The organism is uncultured Senegalimassilia sp., assembly GCF_902464545.1.
Classification (GTDB): domain Bacteria; phylum Actinomycetota; class Coriobacteriia; order Coriobacteriales; family Eggerthellaceae; genus Senegalimassilia.
In genome coordinates, this window is sequence record NZ_CABQJR010000024.1 from 21,190 (window position 1) to 39,317 (window position 18,128).

Here is an 18,128-nt window from a genome sequence, read left to right on the forward strand (position 1 = left end):
GCAGGGCGCGCTTGCGAAAAAGCCGTCGGCCCGTGCTTGCTCGGTCTCGTGCATCGCTGCTCGGCTTTGCGTTGCTTCTCGGTTCCGGGCGTTGCGCCTCGGATTGCGCGTCCCTTCGACTCCTGGTGTTGCTCCTCGGCTCGCGCCCTCCTGCTTTCGCGTCGTCGCCCGGTCCCCTGCGTTCGCTCCTCGAACGCCGCCGTTTGCGACGGGGCCGCCGCCGCTGTGTGCGCAAGCTGCGCAGGCGCGGCGCGCAAGGGAATCGTTGCGGTATACTTTCCGGCAGTTCAATCGCTTGCAACGCCGGTGCGCTCATGCGCGCATCGGCCTATGGCGCCCTGCCGGCAAAACCGGCGTTCGCGCTTGCGGGCGCTGCGTATTCGCGGCGCCCGCGTTTTCGACCAAGGAGGATCGCATGGAAGCTGCCGCTATCGTTTTGGCTGCGGGCGCGGGCACCCGTATGAAGTCCAAAAAGCCCAAGGTGGCACACGAGGTTTTGGGCAAGCCGCTCGTGCGCTGGGTGGTCGACGCCGCCCACGCCGCCGGCGTCACCCAGGTGGCGACGGTGGTCGGCCATGCCCGCGAGCAGGTCATCCCGCTGGTCGAGGGCGACACGCAGGTAGTGGTGCAGGAAGTGCAGAACGGCACGGCGGGTGCGGTGCTCGCCTGCGCCGACGCTTTCGCCGGCTTCGATGGTTCCCTGTCGGTGCTCACCGGCGACTGCCCGCTCATCAAGCCCGAGACCATCGCCCGCTTGGCGCAGGTGCGCGATGAGAATAACGCTGCCGTGGTGGTGCTCACCATGAAGCTGGACGACCCCACCGGCTACGGCCGCATCATCCGCGATGCCGACGGGCAGGTCGAGCGCATTGTCGAGCAGAAGGACGCCACGCCCGAGGAGGCGGCGGTCAACGAGTGCAACTCCGGCTTCTACTGCTTCGACGCCCGCGCCTTGTTCGACGCGTTGGCCCAGGTCAGCAATAACAACGCCCAGGGCGAGTTCTACCTCACCGACGTCCTCGAGATCTGCCGCAACGCCGGCCGCCCCGTGCTGGCGCTCGCCACCGACGACGCCGCCGAGTGCCTGGGCGTCAACTCCCGCATCCAGCTGGCCCAGGTCACCAAGGTCATGCAGCGCCGCATCAATCACGAGCATATGGCCGCCGGCGTCACCATGGTCGATCCCGACCAGGTGTGGATCGGCCCGGACGTGAAGATCGCCCAGGATGTCGAGCTGCTTCCCCAGGTCATGCTCATGGGCGCCACCGAGATCGGCGAGGATAGCGTCATCGGCCCGAACACGCGCCTGACCGACACGAAGGTCGGCCGCGGCTGCGTCATCGAGGAGACGGTGGCCATCGAGGCGCAGATCGACGACGCTGCAACCGCCGGCCCGCGCGCCTACCTGCGCCCGGGCGCGCATCTGTGCGAGGGCGCGAAGGCCGGCACGCACGTGGAGATCAAGAAGTCCACCATCGGCCGCGGCAGCAAGGTGCCGCACCTCAGCTACATCGGCGACACCACCATGGGCGAGGGTGTTAATATCGGCGCCGGCTCCATCACCTGCAACTATGACGGCAAGAAGAAGTGGCCCACCACCATCGGCGACAACGTGTTCGTGGGTAGCGATACCATGATGGTGGCTCCCGTGACCATCGGCGACGGCGCCATCATCGGCGCGGCGTCGTGCATCACCAAGGAAGTGGCGCCCGACGCGCTGGCGCTCACGCGCCCCGAGCAGGTGGAGATTCCCGGCTGGGCCGCTAAAAAGCGCGCCCGTCAGGCCGCAGAAGGCAAGTAAACCGCGTCTGCCATAAGCCTTTTGCAATCCACAGGGCCGGCTGGCCGTGAAGTCCTCATAGAGGGTTCGCGTGCCAGCTGGCCTTTTCCTTTTCCGCCAGGTAAAATAACTTCCGTATGAACAACTGCGAAGCGATGCGAAGGAGCACGCGCATGACTGCGGAAATGGAAAAGCGTAAGAGGATGGCAGTGTTTTCGGGTTCCTCGAACCTGAAGCTGGCCGACGAGATCGCACAGGAGCTGGGCATCTCCCTGGGCAATGTGAAGCTGGAGAAGTTCGCCAACGGCGAAATCTACGCTCGCTACCAGGAAAGCGTTCGCGGCGCCGATGTGTTCATCGTGCAGTCCGTGTGCTCGAGCCCCAACGGCTTCGACGTCAACGACAACCTCATGGAGCTGCTCATCATGATCGACGCCGCTAAGCGCGCCAGCGCGCACAGCGTCAGCGCCGTCATCACGCATTACGGCTACGCGCGCCAGGACCGCAAAGCCGCCCCGCGCGAGCCCATCACCGCTAAGCTGGTCGCCGACCTGCTCACCGCTGCCGGCGCCGACAACATCATCGCCATCGACCTGCATCAGGACGCCATCCAGGGCTTCTTCGATAAGCCGGTCAACCACATGACGGCCATGCCCATCTTCGTGGACTACTTCGAGCAGAAGGGCTTCAAGTCCGAGGAGCTGTGCGTGGTGTCTCCCGACGTGGGCCGCGCAAAGGCCGCCAAGAAGTTCTCCACGCTGCTTGATTGCGACATCGCCATCATGCACAAGGACCGTCCGAAGCACAACCAGGCCGAGATCACGGCCCTGATCGGCGACGTGAAGGACAAGATCTGCATCCTCAACGACGACATGATCGACACCGCCGGCAGCCTGGTGGCTGCAGCCACCACGCTCAAGGCCAAGGGTGCGAAGAAGATCTACGCCTGCGCAACGCACGGCCTGTTTAGCGGCCCTGCCTACGAGCGACTTGAGAACTCCTGTATCGAGGAGGTTGTGGTCACCAACGCCGTGCCCGTGCCGCTCGAGCGCCAGACCGGCAAGATCAAGGTCGTCACGCTGGCCCCGCTGTTCGCGCAGACCATCAAGAACGTGTACAACAACGGCTCCGTGGCAAGTCTGTTCGAATAATCGTTTCGCCGCTCGGACTGCCGGAGAACTTGTCTGAGTTCGCAAGCCTTCGCGTTGCACCTGCACCGGCATCGCCTGATGCGGTGGTTCGCGAAGGGTCCGGTCGCATGGGCGGCATATCCTAAAACGGGGAAAGCCCGCCTGGCTTCGCGAGGGGCTCGGGCGGGCTTCGCTTGTCGTTAGGGCAAGACACGCCGGGCCTGTGGGGTCGTGGCGTTCGAAACCCGCCGGCCTTGGCGGGTGTTCGCTTGTTAAAGGCTCCGGGCGCGGTCCTGGAGCGCGCATATAAGAAGGAAAAGCATGTTTCTAATCGTTGGCCTGGGAAATCCGGGCGAGGAATATGAGCATACGCGCCACAATGCCGGCTTTGATTCGCTTGATTTGGTGGCGGAAGAAGTGGGCGCGCGCTATTGGAAGATCGAGTGCGGCGCGCTCACGGTCAAGGGCGTGTGGCGCGACCACGATGTGGTGCTGGCAAAGCCGCAAAGCTACATGAACACGTCGGGCGGGCCGGTGAAGCAGCTGATGAACGCATATGGCGTGAAGGCCGACCATCTGATCGTCATTCATGACGAGCTGGATATCGACCCGGGTACCATTCGCGTGAAGTTCGGCGGCGGCCACGCCGGTCATAACGGGCTTCGCAGCATCTGCGACAAGCTGGGCACGCGCGACTGGTTCCGCGTGCGTTGCGGCATCGGTCGCCCGCCGGGACGCATGCCGGTGGTCGATTGGGTGCTGGGCCGTCCGAAGAAGGAGCAGGCCGACGATTTCGCCCAGGCAACGCATCTGGCAAGCCAGGCCGCCCTGGGCCTGGTCACGGATGGTCTGGAGAAAACCCAGCAACGCTTCAACTAACGCTCTGCGTTCGCGGCGTTGCTTTGAGCAGGGCGCCCGGTGAACAGGGGACGGAGGTGTGTTCACGCTGGGCACCCTGTGTCCCCTAAGAATATTCGTGAACACACCTCCGTCCCCTGTTCACCTGCATTTTCGCACGCCCGTTTTGCCGCGCCTGAGCATTGTCCCGGGCAGTGCGTGCAGTGCGAACACACCTCCGTCCCCTGTCCGCTGGTGTTTCGACATGCCCGTTCTGCCGTGCTCGAGCGGCTTGCGAAAGGAGGGGCTTTTGCCTGCAACCGACAAACGTGCTGCATATGCGTTGTTCGCGCTCGTGGTGCTTGCTGCGGCGTGCGGCAACCTGTCGCAAACCGCGGTGAACGCCATGATGATGGGCATCGTGGCGGATATGGGCGTTACTGTGGAGCTTGGCCAGTGGCTGAGTACCGGCTACATGCTCATGCTCGGGGTTGCCGTGCCGGCCGTCACCTGGATTTCCAAGCGCTTCAGCGCACGGCAGCATGTCCTGCTTGCCCTGGGCCTGTCGCTTGCGGGCTCGCTGATGTGCGCTGAAGCGCTTGGCTTCTGGGTGTTGCTGGCGGGGCGTATCCTGCAGGCGGTTTCCACCGGCATCCTCCTGCCGTTCATGACCACCATCGCCATGGTCAGCTTCCCTCCGGGCCGTCAAGCCACGGCCATGGGCATCGCGGGGGTGGCCATGGGCTTCGCGCCCAACATCGGGCCCACCGTAGGCGGCGCCATGGCATCGACGTGGGGCTGGCGAAGCTTCTTCGTCCTGTTGGCAGCGTTGACCTGTCTGCTGACGCTGTGCGCTTTGGCGCTGGTGAAGCCTTCGAAGCCGCATGATGCCTCGGCACGCTTGGACGCGGGCTCGCTGATCCTGTCCACCTTGGGCCTGGGAGGCGTGCTGCTCGGCTTTAGCAACGCTTCCAGCTTCGCTCTAAGCAGCCCCTATGTATGGGTCCCGCTTGTCGCGGGCGCGGCTTTGTGCGTGGCGTTCATCGTGCGCCAAAAGCGCTTGGAAAGCCCCCTCATCGATCTTGGCGTGTTCCGCTCGACCCGCTTCAACGCTGGTTTCGCGGCGCAGAACCTGCTGTTCGCCTCCTTCATGGGCGTCACGCTGGTGGTGCCGTTGTATGTGGAAGGCCTGTGCGGCGGCACGGCGCTTCAGGCGGGCATGGTGCTGCTGCCGGGCACCGTCACCGCGTTGGTGCTCAACCCGCTCGGCGGCGTGCTGACCGACCGTATAGGCGCGCGAAGGGTGTGCCTGGTAGGCGGGCTCATGCTCTCCGCCGGCGCCGTGCCTATGTGCTTTTTGGACGCCGCCTCGCCGCTGTGGCAGGCGGTCGTGTTCCAGGGCGTGCGCGCATGCGGCGTGTCGCTGCTCGTCGGTCCGCTCACTCAGTGGAGCATGGCGGACCTTCCGAGGCCGCTCGTGCCGCACGGCAGCTCGCTGTCCATCGCGGTGCGCCAGGCTTGTGCCGGCTTCGGCACGTCGGCCATGGTGCTGGCCATCTCGGCAGGGCAGGGGGTGGCCGCCCGCGGCGGGCTGGCCGGCGGGCTGCAGGCCGCGCCGGACGCGCTTGCGGCCCTGCCGTACCACCTGGCGTTCGGCTTCTCGGCCGTGCTGTCGCTGTGTTTGTTCGCGGTCATCGCGTGGAAGGTTCGTTAGCGCATCTTGTGCCGTTCGCGGTCGTTTTCGCGCCAGCGGTTGCACGTTCCTGCGCGTCTGGTATACTTCACTTCAGCACTCTACTGTGATAAAGTGATTGCTAAGGAACCAAGCAGCCATGCCTGCGGGCATGCGCGGAAGGGAAGGGAACATGAAGAAGAAGCTCCTCGGCCTGGTGGCATGCGTTGCCACGCTGGCCCTGTCCGGCGCCCTGCTTGCAGGTTGCTCGGGCTCTGCCGATAAGACCGGCGGCGACTCTGCTGACGGCAAGGAAACCCTCACGGTCGGTTTCGACCAAAGCTATCCGCCGTACGGCTTCGTCGGCGACGACGGTAAGTATACCGGCTTCGACCTGGATCTGGCTCAGGCCGTGTGCGACAAGAACGGCTGGGAGCTGAAGCTGTCCGCCATCGACTGGGATGCCAAGGACGCGCTGTTGGCCCAGGGCAACATCAACTGCATCTGGAACGGCTTCACCATGGAGGGCCGCGAGGATGGCTACACCTTCTCCGATCCCTACATGCTCAATGAGCAGGTCATCGTCGTGAAGGCCGGTAGCGACATCTCCGATTTCGCGGGCCTGTCCGGCAAGACCGTCATGACCCAGGTCGACTCCGCCGCGCTTGACGTGCTCGAGGGCGACCAGGCCGAGGTTGCCGCCACCTTCAAGGGTGGTGCCGCTCAGACCATCGGCGACTACAACAACGCTTTCATGCAGCTTGACTCCGGCATGATCGACGCCGTCGCCTGCGACCTGTCCATCGCGCAGTACCAGATCGCTGCGAACCCCGACAAGTACGTGCAGCTGTCCACCCCGCTGTCCACCGAGCACTACGCCGTGGGCTTCAAGAAGGGTGACACCGAGCTGGCCCAGAAGGTCACCGAGACCCTGAAGCAGCTCGACGCCGACGGCACCGTCAAGGAGCTGTGCGAGAAGTACGCAAGCTACGGCATCAGCTACGACAACTGGGTGCTCGGCAAGTAATGCCCCCGCTTGCCCCTGGCAAGCAGCTTGATAGCGTATCCTATTAGGGCCGGAGATGCGAACCCTTGCCCCTATGCACGATGCGACGCGAATCTAACAGCGTTCATGTGCATGGAAGGCCGGGGAAGCATCCCCGGCCTTCCGGCTGATGTACCCCGTCAACCTGCGAAGGTTGGCATTCGGCGTGTTAAGACAAGAGCGTTTCTCTTGGAAGGAGACCAATGGAATTCGGAACCATGATGGGGCTGCTGCTCTCCGGCCTGCAGTTCACCGCCATCATCTTCGTGATCACGCTTGTGGGCGCGTTGCCCTTGGGCGTGCTGGTGGCGCTTGGCCGCATGAGCAAGTTCAAGCCGCTGTCGCTTTTGGTGCAGTTCTATATATCGGTCATGCGCGGCACGCCGCTTATGTTGCAGCTGATGATGTGGATGTTCAGTCCGTTCTACCTGTTCGGCGCCTCAATGGGCCCGGATTGGAAGTACTTTGCGTGCTGCATCGGCTTCATCCTGAACTACGCGGCCTACTTCGGCGAGATCTACCGCAGCGGTATCCAGTCTATCCCGCGCGGCCAGTACGAGGCTGCCGAGGTGCTCGGCTACACGCGTACGCAGACCTTCATGAAGATCATCCTGCCGCAGGTGTTCAAGCGCATCCTTCCCGCCATGGGCAACGAAGTCATCACGCTGGTCAAGGACACGTCGCTGGCGTTCGTGCTCGGCATCATGGAGATGTTCACGCAGGCCAAGGCCATCGCCGCCGCTCAAACCAGCATGATGCCCTACGTTATCGCCGGCCTGATTTACTGGGTGTTCAACTTCGTGGTGGTCATGGTGCTCAACCGCGTCGAGAAAAGGATGAACTACTATCATGACTAACCCCCTTGTTTCCCTTTCGCACGCACGTAAAAGCTTCGGTAAAACCGAGGTGCTCAAAGATATCTCCCTGTCGGTTGAACAGGGCCAGGTCGTTGCCATCATCGGCCCTTCCGGCGGCGGCAAATCCACGCTTTTGCGTTGCATGACGCTGCTGGAAACCCTTGACGGCGGCAGCTTGTCCTACGGCGATCTTGCCGTGGCAACCGACGGCGGTTCCGGCTCGGTGTACGGCGGGAAGGCCGTGCTCTCGCAGGCCAAAACGCGCTTCGGCCTGGTGTTCCAGAACTTCAACCTGTTCCCGCACTACACGGTGCTGAAGAACATCACTGACGCGCCGCTGTCCGTGCAGAAGCGCCCGAAGGACCAGGTCATGGCCCAGGCGCACGAGCTTCTGGCGAAAATGGGCCTGGAGGGCAAGGAGAACATGGTTCCCTGCGAGCTCTCCGGCGGTCAGCAGCAGCGCGTGGCCATCGCTCGTGCTTTGGCCCTGAACCCCGACGTGCTGTTCTTCGACGAGCCTACCAGCGCCCTTGACCCCGAGCTCACCAAGGGCGTGCTCAAGGTCATCCGCGATTTGGCTGACGAGCACATGACCATGGTCATCGTCACGCACGAGATGAGCTTCGCCCGCGACGTCGCCGACCACATCATCTTCATGGACGGCGGCTATATCGTGGAAGAGGGCCCTGCTGAGCAGGTGATCAACAACCCGCAGCAGGAGCGCACGAAGCTGTTCCTGGCGAACTACGGGGATTAACGAAACGGTTTGCGGCGCGCAAAACGCGCTGCAAGGGAAAGCGCCCGGGTTTCCGGGCGCTTTTGCATGGGAAAGGCGGAAGCTTGGAAGAGAAAGACCCACGGGCGCCTTTTGGGGCGGCAGATGCCGATGACGCGGAAGCGGCCGGTTTGGGCGCGCAGGCGCGCTCGACGGGCGTTGGGAATGCGCAGGCAGCCGCTTTTGTGGCGGACCAGGCTCAGCCATCAGCTGCCGGCGACGGCACGGTGACGTTCTACATCACGCGGCACGGGCAGACGGTCTACAACGTCGCAAGCCGCGTGCAGGGCTGGTGCGACTCGCAGCTCACCGACGAGGGCATCCGCGTGGCTCGCTTGCTGGGCCGAGGCCTGGCTGAGGTTCCGTTCGCGCAGGCCTACTGCAGCGACGCCGGTCGTGCCGTGCAAACGCTCAATGCGGTGCTCGCCGCCCGGATCAAAGAGAATCCGCAGGCCACGCTGCCGTTCATCCATGTTCCCGATCCGCGCCTTCGCGAATGGTGCTATGGCAACTTGGAAGCGGGGCCGGGAGCCGAGTTGCACGCTGCGCTCACTCGCGGTTTCGGCGAGGACCTGCCCTTCGACGAGCTGAACCGTCGCTTGCCGCAGGTGGCCGAGGTGCTTGCCGACCAGGACGACACTGGCCGCGCGGAGCGCTTCGACCAGGTGAGGGAGCGTCTGGAAAGCTTCTTCAGCGAAGCGGGCAAGCAGGCGCTTGCCGCGGGCGGTGGCAACGTGCTGGTGGTTACGCATTCGTTCGTGGTGCGATCGGTCATGTATATGCTTGACCCTTCGCGCGTGAACGACCCGCTCAAGATCAAGAACGCCAGCGTCACCCAGGTGACCTACGACGGCCAATCGTTCACGCTGGGGGAGACGGCGTCCACCCGCTGGCTAGGCGAAATGCCGCCGGAAGCCAACGCAATCCCGTTCGGGTTCCGCATGTAGATAAGCGAACGCAAAAGGGCCCGGGGACACGTCCCCGGGCCCTTCACATGGCGTATGAGCCGTGGTGCCGTTACTGGTGGTACTTCGTCAACGTTGGCGTGGTGGCCAGCTGCAGGTCGCCCTCGACGCCTGCCGGCAGGGTAACCGTGTAGCTGTAGGTCACGGTGGACTCCACAGGCAGCGGGTTGTTCGGCTTGGGCAGCACCGAGAAGTCGCCCACCTGGCAGGTGAAGGTGACGTCGAGGCCCTGATAGGTGGCCTTGCCGAGCGTGGCGCCGTTCGATGCCGTCACGTCGGAGATCGTGCCGCCTGCAGGCGCGTAGAAGTAGATGAACGGGTCGGCATCGCCCAGACTCTTATCGTTGTCCGAGACGATGTAGCTGCCGCCCTGCTTCGCTTCCTGAGCGGTCATGAAGTTCGTCAGCGTGGTGGTCACGTGATAGGTGCGGGACCCGTCGTTGCCCGTGACGGGGCTGGAGACCTGGGTGTCCATGCCCAGCCACCAGCCAAGCTTGCTGCCGGCCCAGAAGTTGACGAACACGCCGAGGGTGGGCTGCTGCTCGGAAGCGGCGGTCATGGAGCCCGAATATCCCATGTCCTCGATGTAGCTCTGCTCAGAGGCGTCGGCCGGCCAAATCATGACGCGCCGATCCTCAAGGCCGCCCATCATGGTGGAGACCAGCTTCATGAGCGACGAGGCGTTCATGTTCTCCAAAGCCGAATCGAACGCGTATTCCGCGGCCTCGGCGAACAGGGCGTCGCACAGGTCATTGCCTTCGGACATGTTCGAGCCGCTGGACAGGTACTTCCAGTACAGGTCGTGCTGCAGCACCTTGGTGGCGTTCGTGCCGTCGATGGTGGTGCCATCGGACAGCGTGAAGCTATCGCCCGTGGCGGCCAGCAGGTCCTGGACCATGGTCGGGGTGATGGAGATGACGCCGTCAACGGACTGCTCGGTCTTCTCCTGGTAAGCCGCTGCCCAGATGCCGGCCACGCGCGGGTAGTCGGGGTTGAAGCTGTTATCCCAGGAATACTGCGTGTACCAGGGGTAGAACAGCACGTTCTCCTCGTCGGTGATGGCGCACTGCGCGGGCGTCTCCTCGGCCATCATGTCGTAGACCTTGGTGAAATCGCCCAGCTCGATGGCGCCGTTGTCGATGGAGACGGTGCCCATGGAACCGGGGAAGCCGCCCGAGGCGCGGATCTCGGCGGTGTTCTGCGCGGCTAGCAGGTACGTGCGGTTGCCGTTCGCGCCGAGCATGGAGCCGATGATGGGCGCGAACGTGTTCGCCTCCTGGAAGACGTCGTTGATGCCCGTGATCTTCTCCTGGGCGGGCCCCACCAGCTTCTGCAGCTTCTCGATATGGAAGGCGGGAAGCGAGGACAGCTCGTCGGTGCAGCGCTGCATGGCCGGTGCGCCGTTTTGGATGGCGCCGAGCAGCGTGGTGATGGCGGCGATGTTCAGCTTGCCGTCGGCATCGATGCAGGCCGACGGCGGCGTGGTGGACAGGCTGCTGGTCAGCGGCACGATGGCGTTATCGGATGCGTCTGCCAGGGCGGAGGCGATGGTCTGCACGCCCTTCACGTCGCTGCCCACGACGGGCAGCATGGCGGCCACGTTCCAAACGGGGGAGGAAAGCTCCTCGTTCATGGCCTGTGCCGAAGATTGCAGGTTGGAGGCGTTCTTCGCCGCCGTTGCGAAGTCCTGCCCGGCGATGGCGGTCTGGATGCCGTTGACGTTGGAGAGCGCGGTCTCTGCCTGGGCCTTCACGTCCTTGGCGGACAGCGCCAGCGCCGCGCCGTAGCCGCACGTGCCCACCAGCAGGCACGCGATGACGACGATGCAGACGATCAGCTTGGTATGCTTCTTGCGGCGCTTCTTCTTCACGCGAATCATGCCGTCGTGCTCATGGTTGTTCGGAAGCGGCTGGAAGTTGAAGTCCTGCCTTCCGTAGGGGTTGCCATATCCGTTTTGCGGCTGCTGCTGCCCGGGCTGTTGGGCGTAGCGCGGCTGCTGATACGGGGGGCGTTGATATGCTTGCTGGCCGTATGGCTGTTGCGGGCGCGCCGGTGCTTGCCGGCCCATGTTGGCGGGTCGGTTGGCCTGTTGCCCATATGCCTGGTCCGGGCGCGAATGCTTTCCGTTGTTCTGCATAACACTCCTGACTTGCCTGTAACTACAAGGGAAAAGTGTATCACGCGCAATGTCGGCGGGGGACAATTGCACGTGAAGCCCAGATGACGGGCTTATCGGGAAGCCATCTGCCGATAAGCCCGTCATCAACGACGGCTTTTGCGCTATATGCGAGCGTTCGCCAAGCATGCGGGTTTCGGACACATAACGCTACGTCCCCAAGTGTCAGACGGGGAACGACTAGCGAACGCAAAAAGCCTGGGAATAGGCCCCGGGCTTTTTGCGCGCTACGTGCGTCCTGTTTATCAGTGGTTCTCGATGACGTGCGGGATTACGCGGTGCCACGCCGTTCCCGTCTCCTGGTCGTAGATGACGTCGTTGGCCATCTCGTCGATGTAGAAGGAGATGTACACCCCGCTCGAGTCCCTCGTCCGGCAGGAACACCTTCCCTGGTTCAGCATCATGTCGACGACGCCGCTGCAGAATTCGAACTTCACGGGCGCGGAAGGCTGGGGCCTGCCCAGGGCGCGCGAGTCGATGAGCGAGTAATAGTCGTAGGTCACCAGGTCTCCCTTTGCGAGGAAATCGATATAGCGGGGCTCCTGGGCGTTCTGATCGGGGCTCCAGAGGCCCACGATCATCTCGTTTGTCAGCGTGGTTTCGGGCATGGGTGCCGTTTGTCCGCTGCTGGAAGCGCTCGACCCGCTGTTGGCGGAGCTGCCGCCGGTCGATTCGCTCGGCTTGCTCTCGGTTGCGGGCAAGCCGCTGTTGGCGGAGCTGCCGCCGTTCGATTCGCTCGACTCGGATTCGGTTTCCTTGCCCGTGCTCGAGCTGTTCGAACTGCTCGTCGAGCCGGAACTCGAGCTACTCGCAGCGGGCGTGTCCTGGGTTTTGCCCTTGCTCATCGGGTCTGCCTGCACCTTGAGGTCTCCCGCCTCGGTTCCGCCGAACAGCTTCACCTTGACGTTGCGCTGCGATTCGATGAAGTTGGCGTCCGCGCCCACGCGCTCAAGGTATTCGGCGGAATCGTCCCCGATATTCTTCTTCGCCGTGTTCAGGCTTTTCGACAGCGTGGGGTAGTTGCCGCTCTCATCGGGGGTCAAAAACGCGGTCAGCACGCCCTGGAGCATGGCGACGTTGTAGGCGTGCGAGATCGACCCGGTGTTGCCGAAGACGGCCGTAGTGCCGTTGTCCAGGAACGCGTCGGCCAGCTGACTGTCCTCGCCCGTGCTGCAGGCGCACAGGTAGACGACCGACCCGCCCATGCCGCGCACGTAGCGCTTGACGAAGCCGGGCGTGATCGCAAGGTGGCTGTCGGGATCCCCGGCCACGTTGACGATCGTAGCGCGGTCGTTCTTGATTTCGATGAGCTGGGATTTGTCGTTTAGGTCAGTGTCGATCCCGGTGTCAAGGACGCTGCCGGTTTTGCGGTTATACCCACCGTGGCCGGCCCAAATGAGCAGTTGCTGTTTGCCGCCGAGCTCTTTGAGCCCGGCCAGCGTGATGTTGCTCGGGGTTTTCGCCGTGGAGGCGGACCATTTCGAGGAAGTTGCGGAAAACGCGCTGGTGACGGTGCTGATCGCCGCAAGCGAATCGGTTCGCCCCGTGGTCTCCACCGAGCAGACGGTGGCTTCGGAATCGGTGCTCAAGGCGTCGGTCCCCTCGGGCGCGGCTATGTAGAGATACGACAGTCCGTTCTCGAACTTGAAGTACACGCTGCTGTCGTCGGCGGTGTAAGAGGATACGACCCCCTGCGCCTCAAGCTCCTTCGCGTAGGACTTTTGCGCTGCTATGGCGTTTTTGACGTCTTCTTCGGTTTGAAATCCACCCGACGCGTATGTCGCGGCGTTCTGGTCGATTTGATCGAGGGTCTCCTCGAACTCGGCGATTTCAGCTTTGGAAAGCTCGGGGGCGGTGAATTCCTCCCAGATATCTAAGGCGAAGTTCGTTCCCGTGAGGAAGTATTGCACCGCAAGGACGACGATCGCGGCGATGACGATGAACGCCACGGTATTATCGCCGCTGCTGTTCTTGGAACCGTTCGATGAGCTTTGCGAGGGCTTGTCGGGCGTTGCCATAGCTTCTCCTTGGCGTTCGTCTGCATGATGGAGCGTCGCTTCATATCATACGAGATGAACGCGCTGTTTGGGAGGGCTTTGTGTGCGTTGGCGAACTTTCGTTCCTGGGCGGCGATGGGTTGCCCGGCGGCGTGGGCCCTGGGTTTGGTGCCGGTGCTTACCCGGTCCGTACTCCCCAGGTGGGGCGGGTTTAAGACCGAGTGGTTGACGTGTCCCGGTTCGCCGGATTCCGCTTTGCGTGTGCTTATAGACTGCAAAACGGAAAACGCCCCGGAATGGTTCCGGGGCGTTGGCTTCGCGTTGGCGGTCGTCGTCGGCGCTTATGGTCTGAGGCAGCTCAGCGACCGTTTTCGTTCTTATCGCGCAACTGGGCGCGTGTTGTTACTTGGAGAAGCGGCTGTAGTCGTAACCGCCCTCGCCGCCGCGCTTCTTATTGTTGGCCTTGTGCGGGGCGCCGTTCTGAGCCTTGCGCTCCTTCTTGTGCAGGCGAGCCTGGGCGTTCTTAGCGTTGCGGCGGGAGCGGAACTCCTCGTCGGAGAGCCATTCGCCGTTGCGGCCGGCGCCGCCCTTGCCGCGATAGCCGCCCTTGTTGCCGCCGCGATCGTTGCGGTTGTCGCGGTCGAAGCGGCCGCCACGGTCGTTGCGGTCCTTGCGATCGAAGCGGCCCTTGCCGCCGCGGCCGCCGCGCTCGCCGCGGGTGACTAGCGCGTCGTCCTCGCGACGGCGACGGCCCTCGCCGGCGTTGGGCCTGCGGCCCTCGCGCTCAGCGCGCTCGGCGTGCTTCTCGCCGGTGCGGCGGGCACCCGCCGGCTTGTTGCCGCCGCGGCGCGTGCCGCCCTTGCGCTCGCCGCGCTTGGGCTTCTCCAGCACGGACGGGTCGGTCTCGTAGCCCTCGATGGTGGTGAAGGGGATGTCCTTGCCGATGAGCTTCTCGATCTCCTTGAGCGTTTTCATGGTCTCGCGCGTGACGAAGGAGATGGCGAAGCCCTCCTCGCCGGCGCGGCCCGTGCGGCCGATGCGGTGCACGTAGTCCTCGGCCATGTCGGGCAGGTCGAAGTTGATGACGTAGTTCACATCGGGCACGTCGATGCCGCGCGCCAGCACGTCGGTGGCCACCAGGATGTCGGTCTTGCCGCGGCGGAAATTGTCAAGGGCGCGACGGCGGCGGCCCTGGGTCTTGTCGGAGTGGATGGACTCGGCGTGGAAGCCGGCGGCCTCAAGCGCCTCGGCGCACTCCTCGGTACGGTTCTTGGTGCGGGCGAACACGATGACGCGCTCGTGGCCCTTGTCGTTGAGCACCGCCTCCAGGAGTTCCTGCTTCTTGCGGTTGGCGATGGGCATGATGTACTGGGCCACGGTGGCTGCGGTTTCGCCGTTGCGGGCGATCTCGACGATGGCCGGGTCCTTCAGCAGGTTGCCCAGGTTCTTCTGGATGGAGCTGTCGATGGTCGCGGAGAACAGCAGCGTCTGGCGCTCGGCCGGCGTGTGCTCCACGATCTTGGTGACGTCGGGCAGGAAGCCCATGTCGAGCATGCGGTCGGCCTCGTCGAGCACGAGCACCTTCGTCTCGGACAGGTCCACCACGCCGCGGTCCATCAAGTCGTTCAGGCGGCCGGGCGTGGCGATGAGCACGTCGGTGCCGCCGCGCAGCTCGCGGATCTGCGGGCCGTAGGGGGTGCCGCCGTACACGGTGGTCACGAAGTGGCCGGTCTTGCGGGAGATCTGCATGCAGGTGCGGCTGATCTGCTGAGCCAGCTCGCGCGTGGGGCTGACGACGCACACGCGCGGGGCGCGGCCGCGGCCCTTCATGCGCTCGAGCGTGGACAGCGTGGGCAGCAGGAACGCTGCGGTCTTGCCGGTGCCGGTGGAAGCGGCGGCGATGACGTCGCGGCCTTCCAGGATGTAGGGGATGGACTGCTCCTGAACGGGCGTGGGGGAGTCGTAGCCCATGCGCTCGACGGCGGCGAGGGCGGCCTCGGACAGGCCCAGTTCTGCAAATGCGGTCATGAAAGATCCGTTCTCTTCGCGGAAGCAGCGCGCAGCAAACCAAGGCGTCCGGAAACGGGCGGCATCGGTTTCAGTCAAGCGCTTGCAACCTATGTACCAATTCATCGCACCCGCCCCAGGCGGCGTGCTTGCGCTTGACGCGAGCCGCTTTCTACATGCCTTGCGCGATGCGTGGAAGAGCGCGCGAAAAGAAGATTAGAAAGAATTTCGTGAGAAGCAACCCGCTTATTATGATGGTGTTTTCACAAAAGGGAAGCGCTTGAGCCCGAAAAGACCGCGATTGTGCACGAATCTCCACGGCTTTCGGCCTTTTCTGCTGAAGTGGAGCAACTTTGTACCCGCCCCTCCATTGCGGGGTATAATGGTAAGGCTATTGCCCCGAGACTTGAGAGGTTTATTCATGACATTGCTCGAGCTGCTTCAGCTTATGCGCAAGCATCTGAAGCTCATGATCGTCCTGCCTATCGTGTGCGCGCTTGCGACCGCCGTGGTCTGCTTCGTCGCGCTGCCCAACACGTATACCGCTTCCACCAGCATGTACGTGCTTGCGAAGCAGTCTTCGGCGAACTCCGACAATGCTGCGAACTACTCCAACCTCAACGCTAGCCAGATGATGGCTAACGACGTGTCCACGCTGCTCAAGAGCGACCGCATCGAGGCCGACGCCGCAAAGGACCTGCACCTCGAGTCTCTGAAGGGGTACTCCACCAAGGTCACTAGCGAAACCACTTCTCGCGTCATCACGCTGTCCGTCACCGGCACCGACCCTGATATCGCCGCCACCATCGCCAACGACATGGCAAGCAACGTCTCCAAAGTTGCGCAGCAGGTCATGGACGTCCAGTCGGTCAACGTCATCGATCAGGCCACGGCCCCCACGGCGCCCTCCGGCCCCAACCGTCCCATGTACATCGCCGTCGCGCTGCTCGCCGGCTTGTTCGTCGCCATCGCCATCGTCGTGGTGTCCGATATGCTCAACACGAAGGTGCGCAACGCCGACGAGATCGAAGATCTGCTGGGCCTGCCCGTCATCGGCCGCATGCCTGCTCTCAAGGGAGGTAAATAAGCTATGGCTCGCAAACCTAAAGGCGGCGATGATATGGAGATGCAGAACGCCGCGAAGACCCTGATGGCCAATATCCGCTTCATGAGCGTCGATAACCCCATCCGTTCCCTGGTGTTCACTAGCTCCATCCCCAACGAAGGCAAGTCCACGGTCACGTGCAACGTCGCCCGCGCCATCGCGTCCTCGGGCATGCGCGTGTGCCTGGTCGAGTGCGACATGCGCAACCGCACGCTGGCCGGTATGCTTGGCGTGCGCTCCACGGGCGGTCTGTACTCGGTGCTTTCCGAGACCATGCCCATCCAGCAGGCTATCGTCGCTACCAACACCGAGAATATGTTCCTGCTCGATGCCGAGCCGCATATCCCCAACCCTGCCGACATCCTGGCATCCAAGCGCTTTGCCTCGCTGGTCCACAAGCTTGAGCAGATGTTCGACTACGTCATCTTCGACACGCCGCCCGTCGGCATGTTCGTCGACGCTGCCGTGGTCTCCACCATCGTCGACGCCGCTGTGCTGGTGGTGCGCGAGAACTTCACGAAGCGCCAGACCGTGCTGCAGGCCTACGACCAGCTGAAGAAGGCCGGCGGCAACGTGGTGGGCGTCGTCATGAACTACTGCAACGTCGAGAAGTCCGAGTACTACTACGCTTACTACAACCAGCAGGGCAAGCGCGAGAAGGGCGCCGCTTCCGCGGTGAAGGTCGATTCCCGCAACCTCGGCCCCAACGTCCCGCGCGGTGGCGGTAAGCATGGTGGTGTCACGAACCCCGCCAACTTCGGACATCAGAACAACGGTGCTCGCAGAGGCTAGTCGACGTGCTTGACCTGCATTGCCATATCCTTCCCGGCGTTGACGACGGGGCAAGCTGCCTCGGCGAGAGCGTGCGCATGATCCATGCCGCGTACAAGGCCGGCATTACCGAGATCGTATGCACGCCGCATTGCCGCGACCCGTACTTCGATTTCGATGCCATGTGGGATGCGTTCAATCAGCTGGCGCCGCGCTCGCCCATCCCCATGCGCATGGGCTTTGAGGTGAACATCCGCAAGCTGCGCGAGCTGGGAATGGACTGGGCGCCCTACCTGTGCTTCCAGGATTCCAAGACGCTGCTGCTTGAGCTTTCCACGCATGCCACCAAGCGCGATTTCGAGGAGTATGAATGCGAAATCTACGAGCTGCAGGGTATGGGGCTCGACGTGATCATCGCTCATCCCGAGCGCTACAAGGCCATCCAGGAGGACGTCTCCATTGCGGAGCGCCTGGTCAGCTGCGGGTGCGTGTTGCAGGCGTCGTCCGACTTCATCCGCGGCGGGCGCATGGGCAAGGAGCGCAAACCTGCCCAGCGTTTGTTCGAAGCCGGTTTATACACCTACATCGGCAGCGACGCCCACTGCGTCGAACACTACGAGGCGTTTTCCGAAGCGGTGTACAAATTCGGGCACATGCTGCGAGCGGAATAGCCGACGAAGGAATAGAATAACAGCTAGGTTTTTCGGCCTGCCCTCTCAACGGAGGGCGGGCCTTTTTTCGAGAGATGAGCGTGAGCGGGGGCGAGTGAACAGGGGACGGAGGTGTGTTCACGTTAGCCATTCGGGATAATGGAGGTTACCCGTGAACACACCTCCGTCCCCTGTTCAGCCTGTTCATCCCGCGGGGGAGCGGGCGATGAACGCCGTTGCGTTCCCCGTTCGTTTACGTGAACACACCTCCGTCCCCTGTTCGCGATTATGGTTGCTAGTGGAGAGAGGAGACCAGCTATATGAAGTCAAGGGCTAAACCGTAGGTTTTCGAGAACAGCAA

General features: G+C 63.2%; 14 protein-coding genes. 11 read left to right on the forward strand and 3 right to left on the reverse strand.

Going from position 1 to position 18,128, the window contains the following annotated elements; all coding sequences use genetic code 11:
* Positions 1-415: 415 nt before the first annotated feature.
* From glmU to RDW26_RS07385, 8 genes are all read left to right on the forward strand, one after another.
* Positions 416-1,801, forward strand: a complete 1,386-nt coding sequence (gene glmU, locus RDW26_RS07350) for a bifunctional UDP-N-acetylglucosamine diphosphorylase/glucosamine-1-phosphate N-acetyltransferase GlmU (protein ID WP_307983093.1) — start codon at positions 416-418, stop codon at positions 1,799-1,801.
* 152 nt (positions 1,802-1,953) lie between these two features.
* A complete protein-coding gene (locus RDW26_RS07355) occupies positions 1,954-2,931 on the forward strand; it encodes a ribose-phosphate pyrophosphokinase (protein ID WP_181859389.1) in 978 nt (325 codons plus the stop codon).
* Positions 2,932-3,231: 300 nt separating this feature from the next.
* Positions 3,232-3,789 carry an aminoacyl-tRNA hydrolase gene (gene pth / locus RDW26_RS07360; protein WP_307983094.1) on the forward strand — a complete coding sequence of 186 codons (558 nt, stop codon included), beginning with the start codon at positions 3,232-3,234 and terminating at the stop codon, positions 3,787-3,789.
* A 268-nt stretch (positions 3,790-4,057) separates the two neighbouring features.
* Entirely contained in the window at positions 4,058-5,461 is a 1,404-nt protein-coding gene (locus tag RDW26_RS07365; protein WP_307983095.1) for an MFS transporter, read from the forward strand.
* 151 nt (positions 5,462-5,612) lie between these two features.
* Positions 5,613-6,446 carry a transporter substrate-binding domain-containing protein gene (locus RDW26_RS07370; protein ID WP_307979938.1) on the forward strand — a complete coding sequence of 278 codons (834 nt, stop codon included), beginning with the start codon at positions 5,613-5,615 and terminating at the stop codon, positions 6,444-6,446.
* 221 nt (positions 6,447-6,667) lie between these two features.
* A complete protein-coding gene (locus RDW26_RS07375; protein WP_307983096.1) occupies positions 6,668-7,321 on the forward strand; it encodes an amino acid ABC transporter permease in 654 nt (217 codons plus the stop codon).
* Positions 7,314-8,078 (forward strand): amino acid ABC transporter ATP-binding protein, encoded by a 765-nt coding sequence (locus tag RDW26_RS07380; protein ID WP_294361836.1) that lies wholly within the window; start codon positions 7,314-7,316, stop codon positions 8,076-8,078. Before RDW26_RS07375 ends, RDW26_RS07380 begins: the two co-directional genes overlap by 8 nt.
* A gap of 83 nt (positions 8,079-8,161) precedes the next feature.
* Positions 8,162-9,043 carry a histidine phosphatase family protein gene (locus RDW26_RS07385; protein ID WP_307983097.1) on the forward strand — a complete coding sequence of 294 codons (882 nt, stop codon included), beginning with the start codon at positions 8,162-8,164 and terminating at the stop codon, positions 9,041-9,043.
* A gap of 70 nt (positions 9,044-9,113) precedes the next feature.
* On the opposite strand, the gene RDW26_RS07390 is transcribed toward RDW26_RS07385, so the two are convergent.
* From RDW26_RS07390 to RDW26_RS07400, 3 genes are all read right to left on the reverse strand, one after another.
* Positions 9,114-11,198, reverse strand: coding sequence for a DUF4012 domain-containing protein (locus RDW26_RS07390; protein WP_307983098.1), 2,085 nt, complete (start codon positions 11,196-11,198; stop codon positions 9,114-9,116).
* A 284-nt stretch (positions 11,199-11,482) separates the two neighbouring features.
* Positions 11,483-13,255, reverse strand: coding sequence for a hypothetical protein (locus RDW26_RS07395; protein ID WP_307983099.1), 1,773 nt, complete (start codon positions 13,253-13,255; stop codon positions 11,483-11,485).
* A 381-nt stretch (positions 13,256-13,636) separates the two neighbouring features.
* Positions 13,637-15,262: a DEAD/DEAH box helicase gene (locus RDW26_RS07400; protein ID WP_307983100.1), complete on the reverse strand. Its 1,626-nt coding sequence runs from the start codon at positions 15,260-15,262 to the stop codon at positions 13,637-13,639.
* Between the two features lie 400 nt (positions 15,263-15,662).
* Here RDW26_RS07400 and RDW26_RS07405 point away from each other — a divergent pair, with 400 nt between their 5' ends.
* From RDW26_RS07405 to RDW26_RS07415, 3 genes are read left to right on the forward strand one after another with little or no spacing between them, the layout of a single operon-like run.
* Positions 15,663-16,328 (forward strand): Wzz/FepE/Etk N-terminal domain-containing protein, encoded by a 666-nt coding sequence (locus RDW26_RS07405; RefSeq protein WP_307983101.1) that lies wholly within the window; start codon positions 15,663-15,665, stop codon positions 16,326-16,328.
* Positions 16,329-16,361: 33 nt separating this feature from the next.
* Positions 16,362-17,138 (forward strand): CpsD/CapB family tyrosine-protein kinase, encoded by a 777-nt coding sequence (locus RDW26_RS07410; RefSeq protein ID WP_307983102.1) that lies wholly within the window; start codon positions 16,362-16,364, stop codon positions 17,136-17,138.
* A 5-nt stretch (positions 17,139-17,143) separates the two neighbouring features.
* A complete protein-coding gene (locus RDW26_RS07415) occupies positions 17,144-17,788 on the forward strand; it encodes a CpsB/CapC family capsule biosynthesis tyrosine phosphatase (RefSeq protein WP_307983103.1) in 645 nt (214 codons plus the stop codon).
* The last annotated feature ends 340 nt before the right edge of the window (positions 17,789-18,128 follow it).